The following is a 19895-nucleotide window of genomic DNA, read 5'->3' as shown; positions in this document are numbered from 1 at the left end:
TAAGTGGTGGAAGGGCACGCCGTGCCAGCTGGCCAGTTCCGTGGCGTCCTGATGGTTGGAGACGATACCGACGATGTGGACGGGCAGGGTGCCGGCGCGGTGGCGCGACAGCAGGTCGGCCAGGCAGTGATCGTGTTGTGACACCATAATCAATATCCGTGGCTGGACGGCGGCGTCCCAGATCCGCCAGTCCATCGAAAACGTATCGGCGACCGTACCGAAAGCGACTCGTATCTGGTCAAGGCTGCCGTGCGGTTCCTCAAGGTCGGCGGCCAGGCGCAGAAAGAAATGGGTGCTGTCGGGATCCCCGTACTGCTGGGCCTCGATGATATTGCAGCCGGTATCCGTGACGAAGGCGGACACCGCCGCGACGATGCCGCGCCGGTTCGGACAGCTGAGCGTCAATACCAGGCGTTGAGAAAGACTACCGAGTTTGTTTGTTGGCTTCATGTTGGCATACTGTCCCAAAAGGCAGGATGCCTGTAAACACTCGTTGTGAACTATTACGCTCGGCCGTGTCCTCGTTTACGCGCTGTGTCGTTCCTGGCTGTTTTCGGGTGCGTACCGATATGGGCTCGCGTGTAGCCGTGCCCATTCCCGGCTATGCGTATGGGTACGACCATTGTGTCGGTCCTCCGAGCGTACGGCTACCCGGCGTTCTCCGGAAAACCATGACGACCAGGCTGCCAGTGGCTGCGGCGGGAGTGTGCGCGCCACGCTGGCCGGCCAGCTGGTGCTCATCGGCGTTGTGCCGCCTGCTGGTCGGTCCTGTGCTGGCGGGCCTGGCGGTGGTTTGTCGTAACCGGTGGTTGTTGGATACCTGAAGCTGATTGGTCGTTTACAGTTTTTATGTGAATGGTGACGGTGAGGTTACCATGTCCGCTGACACGCAAAAAGTTGAAACCCAACGGAGTCGGGACGGAACGCGGATGGGCCCGCGTGGCGTGCGGCGGCGGGTTTCGCGGCTCTCGCCGTTGGTGAGGCCGGTTTCAGCTCGGGCACGCTGGTCACGAGGACGGCGAGATTATAGATCTTGGTAGGGTTGCACGTGCAGCCGCATGTGCAACCACGTATGCAATGACTTATAGTTGCTGTGATCGCACTCCAGGCAGGTTCGTGCTCACGATGCGGAACCGCAAGTCAGATCACACAGGAGGGCCTCAGTGCGGGCATGCACATCACCAGGAGGGATGCCGACGCTCTCGCCGCCCTTACCGCGGCAGGGCTCGTCATCGGGATGGACGGCATGAGCACCATCGACACGGCCAAGGCCGCGGCGGACCGCATCATGGCCCGGTATATGGATCAGGACGTCGCTGTCACGGCGAACGTGATCCGTGTGCATCTCCGGACTCTCGCGGGCTTACGGCAGGGCCGGCTCTCAGCAAAGGCCGAGCGGGACACGCACGAGGCCCAGGCCATGTTCGGAGCGCTGCTCGGACTGTCCTTCGTAGATCAGGGCAAGTACGTCAAAGCGGAGCAGTCGTTGTCGGCTGCCGCGAATCATGCGGATGAGATCGCGCATCTCGGCTTGGGCGCGCACATCGCCGGGACGTGGGCGACGGCAGCGCTTGCCAGCGGCAACCCGAAGATGGCGCTTGCGCACAGTGCCAAGTGGGTCGGGATGGTCGCGGGGGGACTGCAGATGACACGGCTGCACGCGATCTCCGCGAAAGCCTACGCCGCGCTCGGGGATCAGGTTAATGCCGGTAGCTCGCTCTGCGCGGCGCGGCAGACCGCGAATCGGTACGGCGCTCCAGCGTTCCATGCGCGTCCGTTCCAGGGGCTGTCACAGGCCGAGCTGGCAGTGACCGCGGTGGATGTCTACGCCATGCTTGGGCAGACGGCTCCGGCCATGCGCATCGCCGCGGAGTGGACGCCGACGGTAACCCACAATGGTCCGACCGGGTTGCGGAACCACCTGGCCATGTCACATGCCTTGGCGCTGGCAGACAAGGAGCCGGACCGCGCGGCGGAACTGATGGCGAAGGCTATCGCGGCCGGTGCTCCGATGGGTCCGTTCGGGCCAACAGCGGCAGCGAAAGTCCGACGTTTTCTTGCCGCGGCACCGCCAGGATACCCCGGCGTCCGTGACGTCGCGACGATGGCCCGATCAGTGGGAATCGATGTGGTTTCGTCTAGCTAAGAGCGTGTGTGAGATCGGGCTTTCGATCAGTGAGCCGCGTCCAGGCGCCCCCTGGCAAGGCGGAAGGCCGAAGCGATACCGGATGAGTTGTCTCGGTGTGGCCGACAACGCGGCCAGGGGGCGCCTGGACGCGGCGAGCCGGAATGGCGATCTCACACGCTCTCTCAGAGCGCCCGGCAATAGGGGTGTGGATCAAGGAGTGGGGCTGGGGTGCGTGCATCGCGAGGCGGCGGAGGCAGGCACCGGAGGTGGTGGGTGGCGACCGACGAGCCGGGGTACCCGTGCATCGCGCGGCGCTGGACGGGGAGCAATGACGCGAGGTGCGTGCCCTGGCCCCGTTTCCTTTTCCCGTTCCTGCTCTGATGCTTTGAATGCGATGAGCCACCGTCGTCAGCGGAGCTGATGGCGGCGGCTCATCGCGCTTGCCGGCCGAGCCGATGCCGGTTATGTCTCGGCGATGATTCTGGCGAGGCGCTCGGCGGATTTGTCGGGCGGCAAGCTGTCGACGCTGAGACGATTCATGGCCTCCGCATAGCGGCTCACGTCCGCTACCTTGTCCAGGTAGACCGCGCCGGTGAGATGCTCCAGGTAGATTATGTCCGGGAGGTTTGGTTCGGCGAAGCGCAGGACGCTGAAGGCGCCGCTTTCCGCGACGTGGCCGCCGAACGCAAAGGGCATCACCTGGATGGCGAGGTTCGGTCGCTCGGAGACCGCGATCAGCCGTTCCAGCTGAGTGCGCATCACCGCGGGCGTGCCGATCGGGCGCCGCAGGGCCGCTTCGTCCAGCACAGCCCACAGCCGGGGTGGATTCGGGCGGTCCAGCACCTTTTGCCGGCTCATCCGCATGTCGACTCGGCGTTCGATGTCCTTGGCCGAGACGGTGCCAGGGGCATTACTCTGGATGATAACGCTACGGGCATAGTCCTCGGTCTGGAGCAGGCCTGGGATGAACTGGACCTCGTAGGTCCGGATCAGTGTCGCGGCGGTCTCCAGGCCCAGGTACGACTCGAACCAGTCCGGCAGAATATCGGCGAAGCGGTGCCACCAGCCGGGTTGGTTGGCCTCCCGAGCCAGCGCGAGCATCGGCGCTCGTCCGGCCTCGTCGATGATCCCGTAGAAGGTGAGCAGGTCTTCGATATCACGTTCCTTGAACCCGACCCGCCCCAGTTCCAGTCGGCTGATCTTCGATTCGGAGCCTCGGATCTCGTACCCGGCCGCCTCGCGGCTGATACCCCGGCTCTCCCGGAGCCGGCGCAGCTGGCCACCAAGTAGAATTCGGAGCGCAACCGGCCCCCGATCCGGCTGCACTGTCATCGTGTCTCCCGTATATCGTCCTGCCTGAGGGTACCGCCGCGATCCGCGGGGTATTCAGGGCTTGCGGGCGACACCGCAGAACGCGTCCAACGCGGTGGGGGTGCTCCCGGGGGCGGGCCGCCAGAGGGGGGTTGACACTACCCCGGGTTCGAGGAGCTCGAGGCCGGTGAAGAACCGGGCGATCTGCTCAGGGGTACGACGGTGGTAGTACCCGTAGCCGGGGCGTTCGCGGGTGAGCTGGAGGAGTTCCTGGCGGCGCGCCTCGCCCATGAGGACATCGGTACCGTCGTTGACGGCCAGATAGCTGCCCGAGGGCAGGGCGTTCATGAATTCCTTCACAATCGCATGTGCCTCATCGAGGTCGGCGATGGTCCCCATGATCCCTAAGAGGCTGAGCGCGATGGGCTGGGTGAAGTCCAGGGTTTGGTCGGCGATGTTGAGGATCTTCTGGGGGCTGCGCATATCGGCGTCAATGTAGGCGGTGGCGCCTTCAGGACTACTGCTGAGCAGGGCGCGGGCATGAACCAGCACGAGTGGGTCGTTGTCGACGTAGACGATGCGGGAGTCCGGGGCGATCCGTTGGGCGACCTCGTGGGTGTTGTCCACGGTGGGCAGGCCGGTACCGATGTCGAGGAACTGGCGGATACCCGCCTCACCGGCCAGGTAGCTGATCGCGCGGCCGAGGAAGGCCCGGTCGGCGCGGGCAATCTCGATGATCTCTGGGAAGATTTCGGCGTATCGGTCCGCGAACTCGCGGTCGACGGCGAAGTTGTCCTTACCGCCCAGCCAGTAGTCCCAGGCGCGGGCGGAGTGCGGCTTGGTGGTGTCGAACGTGGGGGGTGGGTAGCTGTCGATGTAGTCGTTCACAGGGCACTCCATACTCGGGACGCTCGGTGGTGCTGGCCGGGCCGATCATAGGCTTTGGCTGGGCTGCATTCACGCAGGGCTGGTTATCGTGGCGGGATCGATCTGTCGAAGAGTTTGGCCGAGTGTCGGAGCCGTCGCTCGGGATATTTTTTCACGTGTCGTAAAAACTACTTGACAAGATCAGGAGTTCCATCTCCCTCCCGGCCTCTCCGCGCGCACCGGGCAGCCTCGGCCGCGGGTGCCGCGTGCCAGGCCATGGCGAAGCCAGCGCGGTACGGCCATCCAGCCTGCCCAGCGCAAGCCTCTTATCTCACAGGCGAACATGCGGGTCAATACCCCACGTGGAGTACTGGGCCCCCACCGGCCGCGCACGCAGCCCGCCGATCGGCAGGCAGCATTCGCCAGGACTGATGCGCTGGCGGGTTGCGACCGCAGCCATCAACGCACGGCCACTCGGTATCCTTTCCACGAACGACCCTTGTGCCCGCATAGAGGAGTCCCGTGAGCAACCGGATTGAGACGCTGGAATTCCAGGCCGAGACGCGTCAGCTGCTACAGCTGATGGTCCATTCGATCTACTCCAACAAAGATATCTTCTTGCGTGAGCTGATATCCAACGCATCTGATGCCCTCGACAAACTGCGACTCGAGTCGTTGGTCAACAACGACCTCCAGGCCGACGTATCTGACTTGCGTATTGATATTGAGGCCGACCAGGAACAGCGTACCCTGACCGTGCGCGACAACGGCATCGGCATGTCCCGTGACGATGTCATCCAGCTCATCGGTACTATCGCCAAATCCGGAACGGCCGAGCTGCTCCGGAAGATGAAGGAGTCGAAGGACGCCGCGGCGTCGTACGATCTTATCGGACAGTTTGGTGTCGGTTTTTACGCCACCTTCATGGTGGCGGACAAGGTCACGCTGCTGACCCGTCGAGCCGGTGAAAGCGTTGGCACCCGGTGGGAGTCGAGCGGCGAGGGCACATATGTCATCGAGTCGGTCGACGACGCACCGCAGGGCACTGCGGTAACCGTGCACCTGAAACCTGAGGACAGCGAGGACCGTCTTTTCGACTACACCGCCGAGTGGAAGATTCGGGAGATCGTAAAGCGGTATTCTGATTTCATCTCGTGGCCCATCCGGATGGCTGCCGAACGGACCGGCGAAGATGACACGACGACGATCGAAATCCAGCAGCTCAACTCCATGAAGGCGTTGTGGGCGCGCTCACGAGATGATGTCGACCAGGCTGAGTACAACGAGTTCTACAAGCATGTCAGCCACGACTGGACCGATCCACTCGAGACCATTCATATGAAGGGCGAAGGGCACTTCGAGTACGAGGCGCTGTTGTTCATCCCGTCCCGCGCGCCGTTTGACCTGTTCATGCGGGAGGGTAAGCAGGGAATTCAGCTGTATGTGAAGCGTGTTTTCATCATGGACGACTGCCAGGCGCTCATGCCGAGTTACCTCCGCTTCATCAAGGGTGTCGTCGATGCGCATGATCTGTCGCTCAACATCTCGCGTGAGATCCTCCAGCAGGATCGCCAGATCCAGCTGGTACGCCGCCGGCTGGTCAAGAAGGTGCTCGCGACGGTCAAGCACATGCAGGCCAACGAGGCCGAGCGCTATCGGGCCTTCTGGAACGAGTTCGGTCGTGCCGTGAAGGAGGGCCTTCTCGACGATGTCGAGAACCGAGAGGCGATACTCGAGATCGTTTCTGTCGTCTCGACACACGACCCGGACCAGCCAACCACCCTGCGGCAGTACGTCGACCGCATGAAGGACGGCCAGAACGACATCTACTACATGACCGGCGATTCTCGGTTGATGATCGAAAGATCACCGCACATGGAGGCCTTTCGCGCCAGGGGTTACGAGGTTCTGGTCTTGACGGATCCGGTCGATGAAGTATGGGTCGAACGGGTCGCGCAGTTCGACGGCAAACCACTGCAGTCGATCGCCAAGGGCCAGGTCGACCTCGACACCGAAGATGAGAAGAAGAGCGCCGAACCCGACCGGGAACAACAGCAGCAGGCGTTCGCCGCGTTGCTGTCCTGGATGGCGACGAAGCTGCGGGAAGAGGTGAAGGAGGTCCGCCTGTCCGCACGTCTCACCACGTCGCCAGCCTGCATCGTGGGTGACACGCACGACATCACACCGACCCTGGAGAAGATGTACCGCACGATGGGGCAGGAGGTGCCGCATCCCAAACGTATTCTGGAACTCAATCCCACGCACCCCCTGGTAACGGGGCTGCGAAAGGCACACGAGCGGGAAGCGGAATCCGACGTTCTCACGGAGACAGCGGAATTGCTGTATGGAATGGCGTTGCTGGCCGAAGGCGGAGAACTCGGCGATCCGTCTCGCTTCACGCGCATCCTCGCCGATCGCCTGGTGCGCACGCTGTAGCGAGCGGCAACCGCTGCCACCCCACGCGGGAAGAATCCTGACGAAGCACGCCCGCGGGCTTCCGGAACCGCGCCCGCGGGCTTCCGGAACGTTGCTTCCGGTTATGGCCGGAGGCTTTGTGGTTGTTTTGCCCGGGTGGCCGGGAACGCGCCGCGTCAGACAGGGGACAGCGAGGCTTCGTGATCCCGGCCCGAATCCGGCCGGACCCGGAACAGGCCGGTGGATACCTCGTCCGAGGAGTCACGTATCCGCCATGCCCACTCGGCGTCCGGCCAGCGGGTGTCCCTCGACCACAGCGTCCCGGTGAGGTCAGCCCCGCCCAGCCAGGCGTTGGCGAGGTCCGCCCCGCGCAGATTCGCCTCGCGCAGGTCGGCGCCGGTGAGGTCCGCCCCGACCAGCCCGGCGTGGGTGAGGGTCGCCCAGGACAGCACGGCGCCGGTGAGGTCCGCCCCGTCCAGCCATGCGCCGGTGAGGTCCGCCCCGTCCAACCGGGCGCCGGTGAGGGTCGCCCAGGACAGCACGGCGCCGGTGAGGTCCGCCCCGCGCAGGTCGGCGCCGGTGAGGTCCGCCCCGTCCAAGCGGGCGCCGGTGAAGTCACGGTCAGCCGGGTTCACCGGCGCTCTCGCGGCGGCGCGGGCATCCGGCTCGGCGGCGAGTATGTCGGGAGAACGGGCCTGTGCCCAGCGGATAAGGTCGTCATCGAGGGGGAACGCGGCCGGGAGCCGGTCCATGTCGTCGTGATCGGTAGTCATGGCCCGTCCCATCCCTTCAGCGTTGTGCCATGGCGGTACAGGAGGTCTTGCACGGCGCGGGTTGTGCGTCCCTACCGATGATCCCCACGATGTCATCGGGGGGATAGCCTGCCGTGTGCATTCGATGATGGGAAGTGATGATCAACCCGCGTTGCCTGCGGCCGGCGGCCCGGACGTCACATAGCCGGCCGCTGACCTGGTTGGCGAAGTGATCGTATGAGGTAGGCGGGCAGCCACGCGCGAGAAAAGAGAATCTCCCATCACAGCTGTGGCCGGGAAGGTGTTCGGGAGCCTTCCGGGTGCCGCTGGTACTGCCCGGAGCGGGCACCGCGGGCTGTCGGCTTACACGGTCAGCGGCACCCTGCTTTCCGCAGGTCGAGCGTCCGCGTCACAGCAAGGAGCCTGCGCCAGGACCGACAGCACCGAGTAGCTCCAAACGGAGGTCTCGATAAGGAGATCTCCAGATAGAGACGGTGAAGAAGGCCAGGGCTGGACGCGTGGCTGGCGTCCTGGTCGACATACGTTCCACGCCCGCCCGCTAACAGGGGACGCGGCACCGCGAGGCGCGTGCCTCGGTCCCACCGCGCCGCGTGATAATATCAGCTATTGCGGCTATTGCCGACGTTCTGAGCGAATTCAGGTTAGATTTTCGTCCTGGGGAGATTTCATGATGTCCGATCAGTTCGGAACCCCGCCTGATTCGTCCCCGGCCCGGCCGGTTCCCAGTCACGGGACGGAACCGCCGCCACCCGTGGGGCTGTCCGCCGAGGTGTCCGCCGAGTGCTCTAAGAGCGTATCTCGTTCAGATTAGGCGAAGTTTGTCGGATCCGGTACGCGGCAATTGCCAGGATTCGGGAACGGCGAGGTGGGGTATCGACTCACCTGCGCCGTCGTCTGCACCGCCCGAGGCGGCTCTGACGGGGGATGGTTCGACTCTGCCCCGCCTCACCATCGCCAGAAACCTGACTGAAACATCACAAAATGAACGAATGCTCTCTAAGAGGCTCCGGTAATAGGGTTGTCCGGCTCGCGATCCAGCCACCCGGACGCCGCTGTCTGATCGAACGCCCTACTGCCGGAGGGCCTCCATGCGAGGGCTTGTAGCGCGGTGCATTCGACACCGCCGGTGGCCGAGAGCTCGGGGCCAGGACGACCCGTTCTTCGTCGCTCTTGTTCTAGCAGGAGGTTGGTGTTGACAAGGGCTGCCTGCAGCGCCTCACGTGCCCGGTGCAGTTGCCCGGGCTGGGCGCTCAGCGTGGTCATGTCGCCTTGGGTGACAGCTGCCTGACTAGCGGCGATGACATCGAGCAGGATGCGCAGGCTCGTGGACGCGTGCGCGGCAATCTTCTGTTCAATCTCCTCGTTCACCTCCGTGATCAAAGCAAACGTTCGACTGTCGGTGTCATCGTCGGGCATGGTGGAACCTCACAACCACGAAAATAGCGGGCTATGACCGACCCGGTCATGATTTATTCATGTGTCGATGTCATCTACATGGGTAGCTCAAGACTACAGAGCGTGCTTCAGGCCAGGATGCCAGTTTACCCGGCTGGAAGGCGTTAGCATAGCGTCGCTGATTTCTTAACGGTGCGTCTCATCGATTGAGTTGTGGAGCGCTGTGTGACGATAGTCACGGGGTGAGATGCCGTAAGCGGCGCGGAAAGCGCGGCTGAAGTCGGCGGGATAGGAGAACCCCCAGCGGGCGGCGATGACGTGGATGGGTGTTGCGTGCAGCGCGGGGTCGGTGAGATCGTGGCGACAGCGCTTTAGGCGTTCGCTGCGGATCCAAGCGGAGACGGTGAGGTCCTGTTGCTGGAAAATGCGATGCAACTGGCTGGTAGAGATGTGGTGGGCCGCGGCGATGCTGCTTGGGGTCAGCTGAGCTTCGCCCAGCCGCTGCTGGATGAATGATCGAATACGCAAGGCGAGCGTTCGCTGGCGGGTGTCTGATGGTAAAAAGCGGTCGGCATCAACTTCATGGGCAAGCAGCGCGGTCAGTAGGTCGAGCAGGACGGTTCCCAGCCGGGGTGCGTCGCTGGGCTGGTAAGGGCTCGTGTTCGCGATCATGTTGGTGACGAGTCCCACGAGGAGGGCACCGATCCCCGTGCTGCCCGATATCCGCCGGGCGATCAGCTGATCGGTCGCGGCTGAGGGCAGCGGCAGCAGCGCTCGAGGAACACGGATCGCTACTGTTGTGGCCATGTCGTGGCGGCCGGAACCTATCCAGATATCGAAAGGGCGCCAGGTATTATAGAGGACCAGCTCGCGCGTGGCGACCGTGACGTCCCGGCCCAGCTGGGAAAGCCTCGCGTTCCCGCGGAGGAGAAAGCCCATCTCGTACTGCTCGGTATCGGACTGTTTGATCAGTTTTGGGGTCCGAAGTACCTGTAACGACGGAAAAGATGCTGTGAACATGTCCACAGCACCGAGTTCCAGCAGGCGCAAGGTCGCTGGGAAGTCTTCCTCGTGGTCGCTGCGAAACTCCAGCGGGGCAGTGGCCCAGTGGGCCATCGCACGCCAGGCATCAAACCGTTCTCCCGCGGGCAGATCCGCACTTCGGAACACCGTCTCGATCATCTTTTCCCCGAGCTTTCTGACCACCTTATGCTCCGTCAGAGCAGCAAACCACAGCATTTCGTGGGCTCCACTGGTAGATCAGTGGCGGGGCGTCCGGACCCAGCGGTCATGACATCCTTGATGTCAGCGTCGTTGAGAAGATGCCGTGCTCTTTCTGGCCGCCACGGCGGTGGCCAACTCTGTTGAAACGCGCTGTCATGTCGCGGGCGAATGTGTCCGCCCGCGCATCCCGCGTGCGGCGGGGATGGCGAACAGATACTGATTCTGACCAGCCACCAGATCGGTAGCGAAGGCCGCCGTGGCAAAGCGCACTGTGAACGATGGCTCCAGTCAGTTCCGGACTTCCGATTCCAGTTTGACGGTACCCGAGGTAAGCGGCGGCGGTGAGCATACCCGGCGATGGCCGTCGCCCGCGGGCTGCCGTCCGATGGCTTCTGATGTCTACGGAACGCGGGCCACTGCACCGTAGGCTGCCGTGTCCGCGGCGGACGGACGAGGCTGTGGTTCGTTCTCGGCTCGCCAGGCAGGCAGGGCCGCAATACCCGGAGATATCAGTTCGAGCCCGCCGAGGAACCGGGCGACCTCCGCTCGGTTTCTCATCTGAAACGTTACCCGGGTTGTGGCGATGACATCGTCGACGCTTGCGGCGGTCCCCGGCGACATGAAATCCCTCGTCACGTGGGAGATGGCCAGATAGCTGCCGGACGGCAGGGCCGCCAGCAGCCGGGACACGGCGCCGTACGGATCATCGGCATCGGGGACGAAGTGCAGGACCGCGATCAGCATCAGCGCTACCGGGCGAGACAGGTCCAGCGTCCGCTGGAGATCCGGATGACTCAGGATCTTCTCGGGGTTCCGGAGGTCCGCGTTCAGATAGGCGGTGGCGCCGCGATGGTCGGAGGTCAGCAGGGCACGGGCGTGGGCAAGCACGATCGGGTCGTTGTCGACGTACACGACGCGTGACTCGGGGGCGATCGCCTGGGCGACCTCGTGCGTGTTGTTCGCGGTCGGGATACCGGTGCCGATGTCAAGAAACTGTCGGATACCCGCCTCCTCAGCCAGGAACTGTACGGCCCTTCCCAGGAATCGGCGGTTCTCGAGGGCCGCGATCCGGATGGTAGGAAATGCTGCGGCGATGGCATCTCCGGACTCCCGGTCGGGTAGGAAGTTGTCCTTGCCGCCGAGCCAGTAGTCATACCGGCGGGCTGGATGTGCAATTGTGGTGTCGATTTCCGGCGACAGCCGGTCCTCCCGCAACACCGACGTGAAGTCCCACACGGTCTCGCTGCTCTGTTCCGCCACGCCCGGCATCGTGCACCAGGCCGACAGCGTCAGGTAGCGCCAAACGGAGGTCTCGGTAAAGAGATCTCCATGTGGAGATGGCGGACAAGGCCGGGCTGGGTGACCATGAAGGCATGAACAGCAGGGCTACGAGGCGGCCGAAACCGGCTTCGACGTGGGGCTCCGTGAAAGCACCGCGCCGACCTGGATTTTTCGTCGGGCGATGAGGCTGGTTCCCTTGATTGTCGATCATCGACTTGCTTATGGCCTCCTGTCCGTGAGCGGGCGCGGGGCGCGACCGTCCGCTGTGGGCGTGGGGTTTCGCTTTTCCCGGCGGAGTCCTGCCGCGGCCGTCGGATCGACGCGGTGGGTCCTGCTGACCAGCTGACCAAGGTGGGCTCGGCGGAGGTGACCGTCAGCCGTAGACGGGGGTTGGTATCGATACCGAGTTTGCAGTGGCCGCGGTGGGTCCGCACGTTCCCATGCTGGGAACCGATCCTCGCTGTGCGGCGGAGGTGTTTCTTCAGCCTGTGCGGCGGTGGCAGCCGGGATCCCAGCCCGCTGCGCTGGGATCCGGTCCGCCGACGGACCGATGCTTCCCTGGCGTCTACCGGCACGGTCGGGCTGCTTCGGTCGATGGTGGGATGAACCACCGCGCGCACCGGTAGCCGGTCACATGGTCAGCGGCCAGTCCGTGTTCCGCGAGCAGTTCTCCCACGTCCGGGCCGGACAGCGCTCGGTACAGATACCAGCGTGGCGCCAGCATGATCATTTCTGTCGAGGGCTGGAATCCCGTGAACTCGGAGGCTGGACGCGGTGGACGGGCGGGACACCGACGCATCTTTTGATCATGTCTGGCCGGCCGCGGAGACAGCGGACTTCGTCAACACAACAGTCTCGGACAACCAGCCGGCGTCGTCGGGCAGGTCGGGCAGGGCTCCGATGGCGAAGGGGATAACCGACATGGCCGGCAAGGGTGCTGGCGGGCTGGCGGCTCCAGCGTGTGAGCCTGCTGGCGAGGTCGTCGGCGGTGCCTCGCCCGGCCTGTGGTTCGGGGTACTGGGGCCGCTGGAGGTCCGCCGGGACGGTCAGCCGCTGCCGTTGCGAGGCCCGCGGGAGCGGACACTCCTTGGCCTGCTGCTGTCCGAGCGTAACCGGGCTGTCTCGGTGTCGCGCCTGGTGGACGGGGTGTGGGGAGCGGCCCCGCCGCCGACGGCGGAGAAAACGCTGCGAAGCTACATTGCCCGGCTGCGTCGACTGCTGGAGCTGGACCGTCCGCCAGCGGGGTGGCGGGTTCTGGTCACGGTGCCGTCGGGGTACAGCCTGCGCGTCGACACGGCGGCCCTGGACGCGGCACTTTTCAAACAGCTTGTCGGGCAGGCGCGGCCGGCGCTGCTGGCCGGCGCACCCGAGCTCGCGTTTGCCCGGTTCCGGCGTGCGCTGGAGCTGTGGCGAGGGGATGCGTACGAGGATCTGGGTGACGCCGAATTCGCGGTGGCAGAACGCGATCAGCTTGCGGAGCTGCGGCTGGCCGCGGTAGCCGACCGTCTCGACGCCGAGTTCGCCCTCGGCCATGCGGCGGCCTTGGTCGGCGAGCTGCAGTCGCTGGTGGCCGCATATCCGTTGCGGGAGCGGTTCTGGGGCCAGCTGATGGTCGCGCTTTACGAGTCGGGGCGGCAGGCGGAAGCGCTGGAGGCCTACCGTTCGGCCCGGACCCGGCTCGTGGGCGAGATCGGTGTGGAGCCCAGCCAGCAACTGCGCGCGCTGAACGCGGCGATCCTTGCCGAGCAGCCCAGCCTGCTCCCGGACGCCGTACACCCGCAGGGCCTGCCGGCCGGGCTGAGCGGAGACCGCAACCCGTTGCTCGGGCGGGATGTGGAACTGCACTGGTTGGAACAGATGTGGGGGCATGCCCTCGACGACGCGGGGGGAGCCGTCATCGTCGAGGGCGAACCGGGGATGGGTGCCAGCCGGCTCGTCGCGGAGTTCGCTCGCCGGGTGGGTGGCCGCGGCGCTGTGCTCGTCGTCGGATCGGTGGAGACCGAGACGCTCGCGGGCTCCACGGCGGAGCGCCCGGTACTGGTCGTCATCGACGACCCGGCGGGGATGGACCCGCGGGAAGTGGAGCGATTGGCGGCCGCGGCCGTGCGGTTGCCGGTGCTCATCGTCGTCACAGCCAGACCACGCGACGAGCGGGCGGAAGGCTGGTCCGGTGCGTCCGGTGCGTCCGGTGCGTCCGGTGCGTCCGGTGCGTCCGGTGCGTCCGGTGCGTCCGGTGACGCGGAGCGCGTCCTGCGGCTTGGCCCGCTTGGGGTCGATCAGATCAGTGCGATCGTGGCCGGCTACGTGAGCGATGAGGACCTGCCGGTGGCGGCCGAGGCGGTGGCCGTGTCCTCCGGCGGAATCCCGGCGCGGGTCCACGAGGATGCGGCTGGCTGGGCGGTTGCCCGCGCCGGTGAGCGGGTCGGCAAGACAGCCGTGCGGGTGGCGACAGGCCGCCTGGACCTGGTCGCGGCTGAGCAGGCGATGGTCGCTGAGGTTCTGGATCTGCAGCGGGCGAGGACTCGCCATGCCGTCTCGCCGGTCGTCTGCGCCCGCCCGGCTGGTGAGACAGAGACCGTCGTCTGCCCGTACAAGGGGCTGGCGCGCTTCGACGAACAGGACGCCCCGTACTTCTTCGGGCGGGAACGGCTTGTCGGGCAGTTGGTGACCCGCTGCATTGCCACGCCGCTGCTGGCCGTGGTGGGCCCGTCAGGCAGCGGGAAGTCGTCGGTGGTGCGGGCCGGGTTGGTGCCGGCGCTGCGATCGGGTGTGCTGCCGGGCAGCGACCGGTGGCGGATCCGGTTGCTGCGGACCGGCACCACAGACCCGACCGCGCTGGACCTCGACAGCGGCAGCAGGGGGAACGAGCTTGTCGTCTTGGACCAGTTCGAGGAAGCAATCACCATGTGGACGCAGGAGGGCCGGGAGGAACTGATCGACCGTCTGGTCGGCGCACTCGAACGCGCTGACGGGCGCTTTCGCGTCGTTCTCACCGTGCGTGCCGACTGCTACGGCCGGTTCGCCCGTCATCCCGCGCTCGCCCGCCTTATTGGCGACAACACCGTCCTCGTCGGTCCGATGGCTGTGGGCGGGCTGCGGCAGGCGATTGAGAAACCCGCCCGGGTTGCCGGGCTGGAACTCGAGGAAGGGTTCACAGACGCGGTCCTGGCCGACGCACGGCAGGAGCCCGGGGCACTGCCGCTGCTGTCCACCGCACTGTTGGCGACCTGGGAGCGCCGGGACGGCCAGACACTTCGTGTCGCCGCCTACCGCGAGGCGGGCGGTGTCGCCGGGGCGATCACCCGGCTCGCCGACGGCGTCTATGACAGCCTCGATGACGAGGGCCGGGCGATTCTCCGCCGCCTGTTCCTCCGGCTCGCCACTCCTGGTGAGGACGGAGCCGACCTGCGACGCCGCGCGCCGCGGTCCGAGCTGGCTGGCAGCGAACAGGCGGAGGCCGTGCTCACCGCCTTGATCGGGCGACGGCTGGTCATCGCGGCCGACGACACGGTGGAGGTCGCGCACGAGGCGCTGTTGCGGGAATGGCCCAGGCTGCGGACCTGGCTGGAGGCCGACCGCGACGGCCACCGGGTGCACCGCCACCTCACCGAGAGCGCCAGCGCCTGGGTAGCGGCCGGTCATGCTCCGGGCGACCTCTACCGCGATGCCCGGCTACAGGCCGCCAAGGAATGGGCGGACGCCTATCCGGATGACGCCAACCCACTGGAACAGTCATTCCTCGCGGCATCCACAGCCGCGGAGGAACATGCGCTGCACGACGCCCGGCGAGCCGCCCGGCGGCTGCGCTCGCTGGCCTCCGTGCTGGCCGCGTTGCTCGTGGTCGCGTTGGTCAGCACGGGTCTGGCGGTCATGCAGCGAAGCACGGCGGACCGCCAGGCGCGGCTGGCCCACGTCGCCACCAGGTCGGCGCAGGCCGCCCAGCTGGCGACGGTGGCCGCCAGCCTCGGCGCTGACCAGGTTGATCTGGCGCTGCTGCTCGGCGTGGAGAGCTACCGGCTCCAGCCATCCCGGGACACCGAAGCCGGCCTGCAGACCGCGCTCGTTCACACCCCTGCCAGCCTCGACCGGGTCATTCGTTTCGATGCGCCCAACCTGCTGCCGCTGGTCCCCCCGTCGGTGAGCTGGGACGGGCGGCTGCTCGCCGAGCCGCGACGGGACGGCACGGTCCGGCTGTGGGACCTGCGTACCGGCCAGGTCCAGCGCACACTGCGCTGGCACACCAGCCGCGAACTCGCACTCTTCAATGCGGACGCGACGCTGCTTGCCGTCGGCGGGAACGACGGAACCGTGGTCATCTGGGATGTCATCAGCGGTGAGCAGGTCGGAGCGCCGATCCGGGCCGGCAACGGGCTTGCCTACGGACAGTTCGATCCGACTGACCCCTCCCGGCTTTTTGTGATCGACGACAATGGGCAGATCGCGCTGTGGGATCGCTCGGCCCCTGACACACCGCGGCAGATCGGGGCGCCGCTGCACTTCCCGGCGAAACCTGGCGACATCCCAATGGTCATGATCAATGCGGACGGGAGCCGGCTGGCCGCTGGGATCTTCGGCGGCTCGTCGACACGGATATGGGATGCCCATTCCGGGACGGTCTTGTGGGATCTTCCCGGGGCACCTGGCTTCTTCGCCTCCGATGCTGTCACGCTGCCTACTACTCTTGGTGACCGCGTGATGCTGTGGGATGTCCGCAGCGGTCAGCTGCGCCAAGCGCCGCTGACCGGCTTCACAGCGGCCTTCGCCGGTATGCTGATCAGTAACGACGGGCGCCGCCTCGCGCTCAATGACGGAGCCAGCTTCATCCGGGTGTTCGACATACCTTCGGGCCAGCAGGTCGCGGTCCTGCCACTCCACGAGCGTGCGACCACCTCGACCGCCTTCTTGCCCGATGGACGACTGATCGCCAGTGGCGTGGCTGAGGTCGATATCTGGCGCCTGGACAGCGCCACGTCACCGCTGGGCAGGACCCTGCAAGGACATACCGGCCGGGTCACGGGCACCTTCTTGCCCGGTGATACCAAAATCGTTACTCAAGGTATTGATGATCGACAGGTTCTGCTGTGGGACGCGGCCACCGGCCGCTCCGAGGGCCGATTACTCGACGGCGCCGTTGCGGCCCCCGTCGTGTTCAGCCCGGACGGGGCGTTGCTCGCTGCGCCGGGCCAGGATGGGACGCTCCGGTTGTGGGAGCGGGCCAGCGGGGCCGACCTGGCAGTTCTTGCCGGCTCCCAACCAGCCGGAAGCTTCTCCGCTATCGCATGGAGCCCGGCGGGAGGGCGGGTCGCGGTGGCTGCTGGCGGTTCCGTCCTGCTGTGGGACGTCCATGACCCCAGACAGCCGCATCTCGTGGGGAAGCTTGCCACGGCGGGCGTGGCTCATCCGGGCGTCCCGGATGGTTTGTACCCCTTCTACAGCCACGACGGGCGCTGGCTTGCTGTCGAGGATCTCCCGGGCCGCATCGTCACCCTGTTCGACACCGCCACCGGCAGCCCGGTGTGGTCGCAGGTGCTGGAGGCCACCGCTGACGCCCCAGCGTTGGCGTTCTCACCGGACAACGCAACGATCGCGATCGGCTATGGAACGGTAGCGGTCGGTGTCGTCGAGTTCCGCGACGCGAGGACGGGGACCTTACGGCGGACATTGCAGACACCAAGCAGCGGCGGGGTCGAGTTCCTCCGCGATGGCAGCGTCGTGATGACGACAAGCGACATCGGTGGGAACGGCAGCGCACATCTATGGGATGCCGTCACCCTTGCGCCGATAGGCGTAGCCATGCCGCAGCCGCGCGGCGGATACTCCCTCGCGCGCAGCCTGGACGGCGTCACCGTGTTGACCGGCACGTCCGAGGGGGCTGTCCAGATCTGGGACGTCAGCACCGAGACCTGGGCGATGGTTGCCTGCCGTATCGCGGGGCGCAACCTCACCCGAACGGAATGGAGCCGCTACCTGTCCGGTGAGCCCTACCGGCGTACCTGTCCTCAATGGCCAGAGCACCCGTGAGGTGACGGCGGGTCAAGGCCCGGTCGTGCCGTGTTCCCGCCGATTCCCACCGCGACCGCACCGATCACCTGGAGGCCGAAGCCGACGTAGAAGCTTCTGACGGAGTCATGCTGCGTGATGACGGCCAAACCGGTGGCGGCGAGCAGGTATCCGCCGATGAACAGGACCCGGCCGAGCCGGCTCAACCTCCGCCAACAGGGCGCGGCCCGACGGATCTGGCCGCTGGCCATGCATATGAACACCCCGCCGGCCACCAGGAGCACGCCCCTGGTCAGCCGCCCGTCGTACACCCCGAGTTCAGCGGCGGTAGCGACATGCCTGTGCGTGGCCGAGGCCGCCTGGATAACACCACCGGCGATGAGTCCCAGACCGGCGAGCTCCACCAACACACCGATCATCCAGCGGCCCCTGGGCATGCGCCACATCCTTACCGACACATCACCGACACATCACCGTCATATCCTTACCGGCCGTCGGCCCGGATTCCGGCGTTTCGACCACTCCGTCCGGCATCCCCTGGCCCGCCGGTAAGGCGCTCATGGCGACAGCGCCGGACGTGTGCTGAAGCCGGGAGGCACTCGCCGTCCAGGGAGGCTGTCATCTGCGAGGCACACCCGAAGCGGCAGGGACGCCGGCCGTGCGAAGCCGCTCTGGCGGGAAAGCCAGCGGCCCTGGCGGGGCTAACCATTTCAGACTCGGGTCGTGGATTGGTTGCGGATCGGCGGAAGCCGGGCGAACAGTATCTGCAACCTTGTCACCACCGGTATGCAACCAGCGATCGGCAGTCTCGATATGGCGCAGAGTTCGACGCAACGACAGCGGGGGGACCGCAAACGATGTCCGCTCACCAGCGGAGCGGCGACTCCGTGAGAGAGGTGGCTACTTGTGCACGACAGCAATAACGGCCGGTTCGACGCGTTGAGCGAGCGGTCCTTGCTGGGCACGCTGGGAGCCCGTGAACGATGTCGACGTAGCCCGTCCACTCGGGTCCAGCTGTTCCGACAGATCGTTGATCTGTACAACAGGATGATTCACCCCAGCGATCCCGACGATGCCGTGGACGCGGCGCGATCGCTCCTTCGGCTCCTGCGCGATGTCGGTTATCGCGATGCCGGCTACAAGGAACGGGCTGAGCGGGTCCTTGCGGAGGCGTTCCCCAGCCGTGAAGTGGAAGCCGTCGTGCGCATGGCTCGGACCGTCAGTGGGCAGGCCAGTGGGGATGATCGCCAGCAGGATGATGGTACGGGCTCCGTCCATGCCTCCGCTGCTCTCATCCGCCAGCTCCAGGCCCGTTCTCCAGACGTGGCGAAACCGCCCACGGACCTGGCCGATCTGATCGCGCTTAACGCCACCGGTGCCCAGCTAGCCGGGGTGGACCTGTGCGGCGCCCGCCTGTTTGACGCGGATCTGTCCGGTGCCCAGCTAGCCGGAGCGAACCTGTCCGATACTGTGTTGTTTGGGGCTGATTTGTCCGATACGGTGCTGGCTGGGGCGGACCTGTGCGGTGCGCTGTTGGCCGGTGCTGACTTGTCCGATACCGTGCTTGCTGGGGCTGATCTGTCTGGTGCTCAGCTGGCTGGGGCGGATCTTACCGATACGGTGCTGGTCGGCGCGGACCTGTGTGGCGCCCGCCTGCACGGGGCTGATCTGTCTGGTGCTCAGCTGGCTGGGGCGGATCTTACCGATACGGTGTTGGCTGGGGCGGACCTGTCTGGTGCCCGCCTGCACGGGGCTGATCTGTCTGGTGCTCAGCTGGCTGGGGCGGATCTTACCGATACGGTGTTGGCCGGGGCGGACCTGTCCGGTGCCCAACTGGACAGGGCGGCCCTCGTCGATGCCCGGTTGGACGGGGCGAACCTCACCAGCGCGGCCCTTGTTGACGCCCGCTTGGACGGGGCCAGTCTCATCGGTGCCCAGCTCGACCGCGCGAATCTCGAGGGCGTGCAGTGGTCGGCGGGTACGCGCTGGCCGGACGCAGGGTGGGCACGACGGATGTGGGACGCCTCAGAGGAGGTGTCCGCTGGCGTGTTCCAGGTCCGGCCGGATCCGGGTCGGGAACGAGCGGATTTCCCGCCTTTTGTCTGACCCGGCGATGCGGGGCCTCGATATTTCGCAACAGGGACGCGGTGCGGTTTTATCGTGCGCTCCTAAAAGCAAAAGTCGTCCAAAAAAAGATCGAATGGCGTGCGGGCGTGGCCGTGGGGAAGGCACCGCGGCCCGCGGTATCAGAATTATGACATTATAGTCAGCTGAGTAGCGTCTTCCTCGCTGGTAATCTTCCAGCTGTATCCAGGTTATAAGGAGTTTGTACTCATATCCGTTCACTCTGCGGACATTGTTTCGACGGTCTTATTTTGATGTTGTTTGGCTGGCTGAGAACTCCGGAGCGGAACGGCGGGAACGAGTAATAGTTCGGATGTCCGTGTGTTGGGCGTGTGCTGGTATGAAGCCGGATCCTCCGCCCGGGGTGCAGCAGTGTA

At 65.7% G+C, this 19895-nt stretch carries 13 protein-coding genes; 4 read left to right on the top strand and 9 right to left on the bottom strand.

Features of this window, described 5'->3' with window-relative positions; all coding sequences use genetic code 11:
- Nucleotides 1-450 (bottom strand): ACT domain-containing protein (locus MJ777_RS17690; protein ID WP_239310846.1); only part of this gene is annotated, 450 nt, incomplete at its 3' end.
- 721 nt (nt 451-1171) lie between these two features.
- On the opposite strand from MJ777_RS17690, the gene MJ777_RS17685 reads away from it, so the two are divergent.
- On the top strand, nt 1172-2146 hold the full coding sequence (locus MJ777_RS17685) for a hypothetical protein (RefSeq protein ID WP_239310845.1): 975 nt from the start codon (nt 1172-1174) through the stop codon (nt 2144-2146).
- A 444-nt stretch (nt 2147-2590) separates the two neighbouring features.
- Here the strand turns inward: MJ777_RS17685 and MJ777_RS17680 are convergent, their stop codons facing one another.
- Both MJ777_RS17680 and MJ777_RS17675 read right to left on the bottom strand, forming a co-directional pair.
- Nucleotides 2591-3460 (bottom strand): helix-turn-helix transcriptional regulator, encoded by an 870-nt coding sequence (locus tag MJ777_RS17680; RefSeq protein ID WP_239377204.1) that lies wholly within the window; start codon nt 3458-3460, stop codon nt 2591-2593.
- Between the two features lie 54 nt (nt 3461-3514).
- Nucleotides 3515-4339, bottom strand: coding sequence for an SAM-dependent methyltransferase (locus tag MJ777_RS17675; RefSeq protein ID WP_370652756.1), 825 nt, complete (start codon nt 4337-4339; stop codon nt 3515-3517).
- A gap of 489 nt (nt 4340-4828) precedes the next feature.
- Between MJ777_RS17675 and htpG the strand changes: the two genes are divergently transcribed.
- Complete coding sequence (gene htpG / locus MJ777_RS17670; RefSeq protein ID WP_239310842.1) at nt 4829-6742, top strand: molecular chaperone HtpG; 1914 nt, start codon at nt 4829-4831, stop codon at nt 6740-6742.
- Between the two features lie 155 nt (nt 6743-6897).
- On the opposite strand, the gene MJ777_RS17665 is transcribed toward htpG, so the two are convergent.
- The 5 genes from MJ777_RS17665 to MJ777_RS17645 all read right to left on the bottom strand — a co-directional run bounded on the left by MJ777_RS17665 (nt 6898) and on the right by MJ777_RS17645 (nt 12118).
- On the bottom strand, nt 6898-7494 hold the full coding sequence (locus tag MJ777_RS17665; RefSeq protein WP_239310841.1) for a pentapeptide repeat-containing protein: 597 nt from the start codon (nt 7492-7494) through the stop codon (nt 6898-6900).
- A 996-nt stretch (nt 7495-8490) separates the two neighbouring features.
- Nucleotides 8491-8910: a DUF6245 family protein gene (locus tag MJ777_RS17660; RefSeq protein ID WP_239310840.1), complete on the bottom strand. Its 420-nt coding sequence runs from the start codon at nt 8908-8910 to the stop codon at nt 8491-8493.
- Nucleotides 8911-9075: 165 nt separating this feature from the next.
- Complete coding sequence (locus MJ777_RS17655) at nt 9076-10128, bottom strand: helix-turn-helix domain-containing protein (RefSeq protein WP_239377202.1); 1053 nt, start codon at nt 10126-10128, stop codon at nt 9076-9078.
- Between the two features lie 384 nt (nt 10129-10512).
- Nucleotides 10513-11328 carry an SAM-dependent methyltransferase gene (locus MJ777_RS17650; RefSeq protein WP_370652757.1) on the bottom strand — a complete coding sequence of 272 codons (816 nt, stop codon included), beginning with the start codon at nt 11326-11328 and terminating at the stop codon, nt 10513-10515.
- A 631-nt stretch (nt 11329-11959) separates the two neighbouring features.
- A complete protein-coding gene (locus MJ777_RS17645; RefSeq protein ID WP_370651622.1) occupies nt 11960-12118 on the bottom strand; it encodes a hypothetical protein in 159 nt (52 codons plus the stop codon).
- A 50-nt stretch (nt 12119-12168) separates the two neighbouring features.
- Here MJ777_RS17645 and MJ777_RS17640 point away from each other — a divergent pair, with 50 nt between their 5' ends.
- Nucleotides 12169-17415: a BTAD domain-containing putative transcriptional regulator gene (locus MJ777_RS17640; RefSeq protein ID WP_239377201.1), complete on the top strand. Its 5247-nt coding sequence runs from the start codon at nt 12169-12171 to the stop codon at nt 17413-17415.
- Here MJ777_RS17640 and MJ777_RS17635 read toward each other — a convergent pair.
- Complete coding sequence (locus MJ777_RS17635) at nt 17394-17831, bottom strand: hypothetical protein (RefSeq protein WP_239310835.1); 438 nt, start codon at nt 17829-17831, stop codon at nt 17394-17396. The two genes, MJ777_RS17640 and MJ777_RS17635, sit on opposite strands and share 22 nt — an antisense overlap.
- 469 nt (nt 17832-18300) lie before the next feature.
- On the opposite strand from MJ777_RS17635, the gene MJ777_RS17630 reads away from it, so the two are divergent.
- Nucleotides 18301-19500 (top strand): pentapeptide repeat-containing protein, encoded by a 1200-nt coding sequence (locus MJ777_RS17630; protein WP_239377200.1) that lies wholly within the window; start codon nt 18301-18303, stop codon nt 19498-19500.
- Nucleotides 19501-19895 lie beyond the last annotated feature (395 nt).

Origin of the sequence: Protofrankia sp. Cj5, from assembly GCF_917627405.1 — a bacterium.
Classification (GTDB): Bacteria; Actinomycetota; Actinomycetes; order Frankiales; family Frankiaceae; genus Protofrankia.
Note: the sequence above shows the minus strand (reverse complement) of the source record. Positions and strands in the feature narration are given on the sequence as shown.

Coding starts and splice junctions, on each gene's coding strand:
- MJ777_RS17660 (WP_239310840.1), bottom strand. CDS start 8,910: ATGCCCGACGATGACACCGACAGTCGAACGTTTGCTTTGATCACGGAG.
- MJ777_RS17685 (WP_239310845.1), top strand. CDS start 1,172: ATGCACATCACCAGGAGGGATGCCGACGCTCTCGCCGCCCTTACCGCG.
- MJ777_RS17675 (WP_370652756.1), bottom strand. CDS start 4,339: ATGGAGTGCCCTGTGAACGACTACATCGACAGCTACCCACCCCCCACG.
- MJ777_RS17665 (WP_239310841.1), bottom strand. CDS start 7,494: ATGACTACCGATCACGACGACATGGACCGGCTCCCGGCCGCGTTCCCC.
- MJ777_RS17680 (WP_239377204.1), bottom strand. CDS start 3,460: ATGACAGTGCAGCCGGATCGGGGGCCGGTTGCGCTCCGAATTCTACTT.
- MJ777_RS17645 (WP_370651622.1), bottom strand. CDS start 12,118: ATGCTGGCGCCACGCTGGTATCTGTACCGAGCGCTGTCCGGCCCGGAC.
- MJ777_RS17655 (WP_239377202.1), bottom strand. CDS start 10,128: ATGCTGTGGTTTGCTGCTCTGACGGAGCATAAGGTGGTCAGAAAGCTC.
- MJ777_RS17635 (WP_239310835.1), bottom strand. CDS start 17,831: ATGCCCAGGGGCCGCTGGATGATCGGTGTGTTGGTGGAGCTCGCCGGT.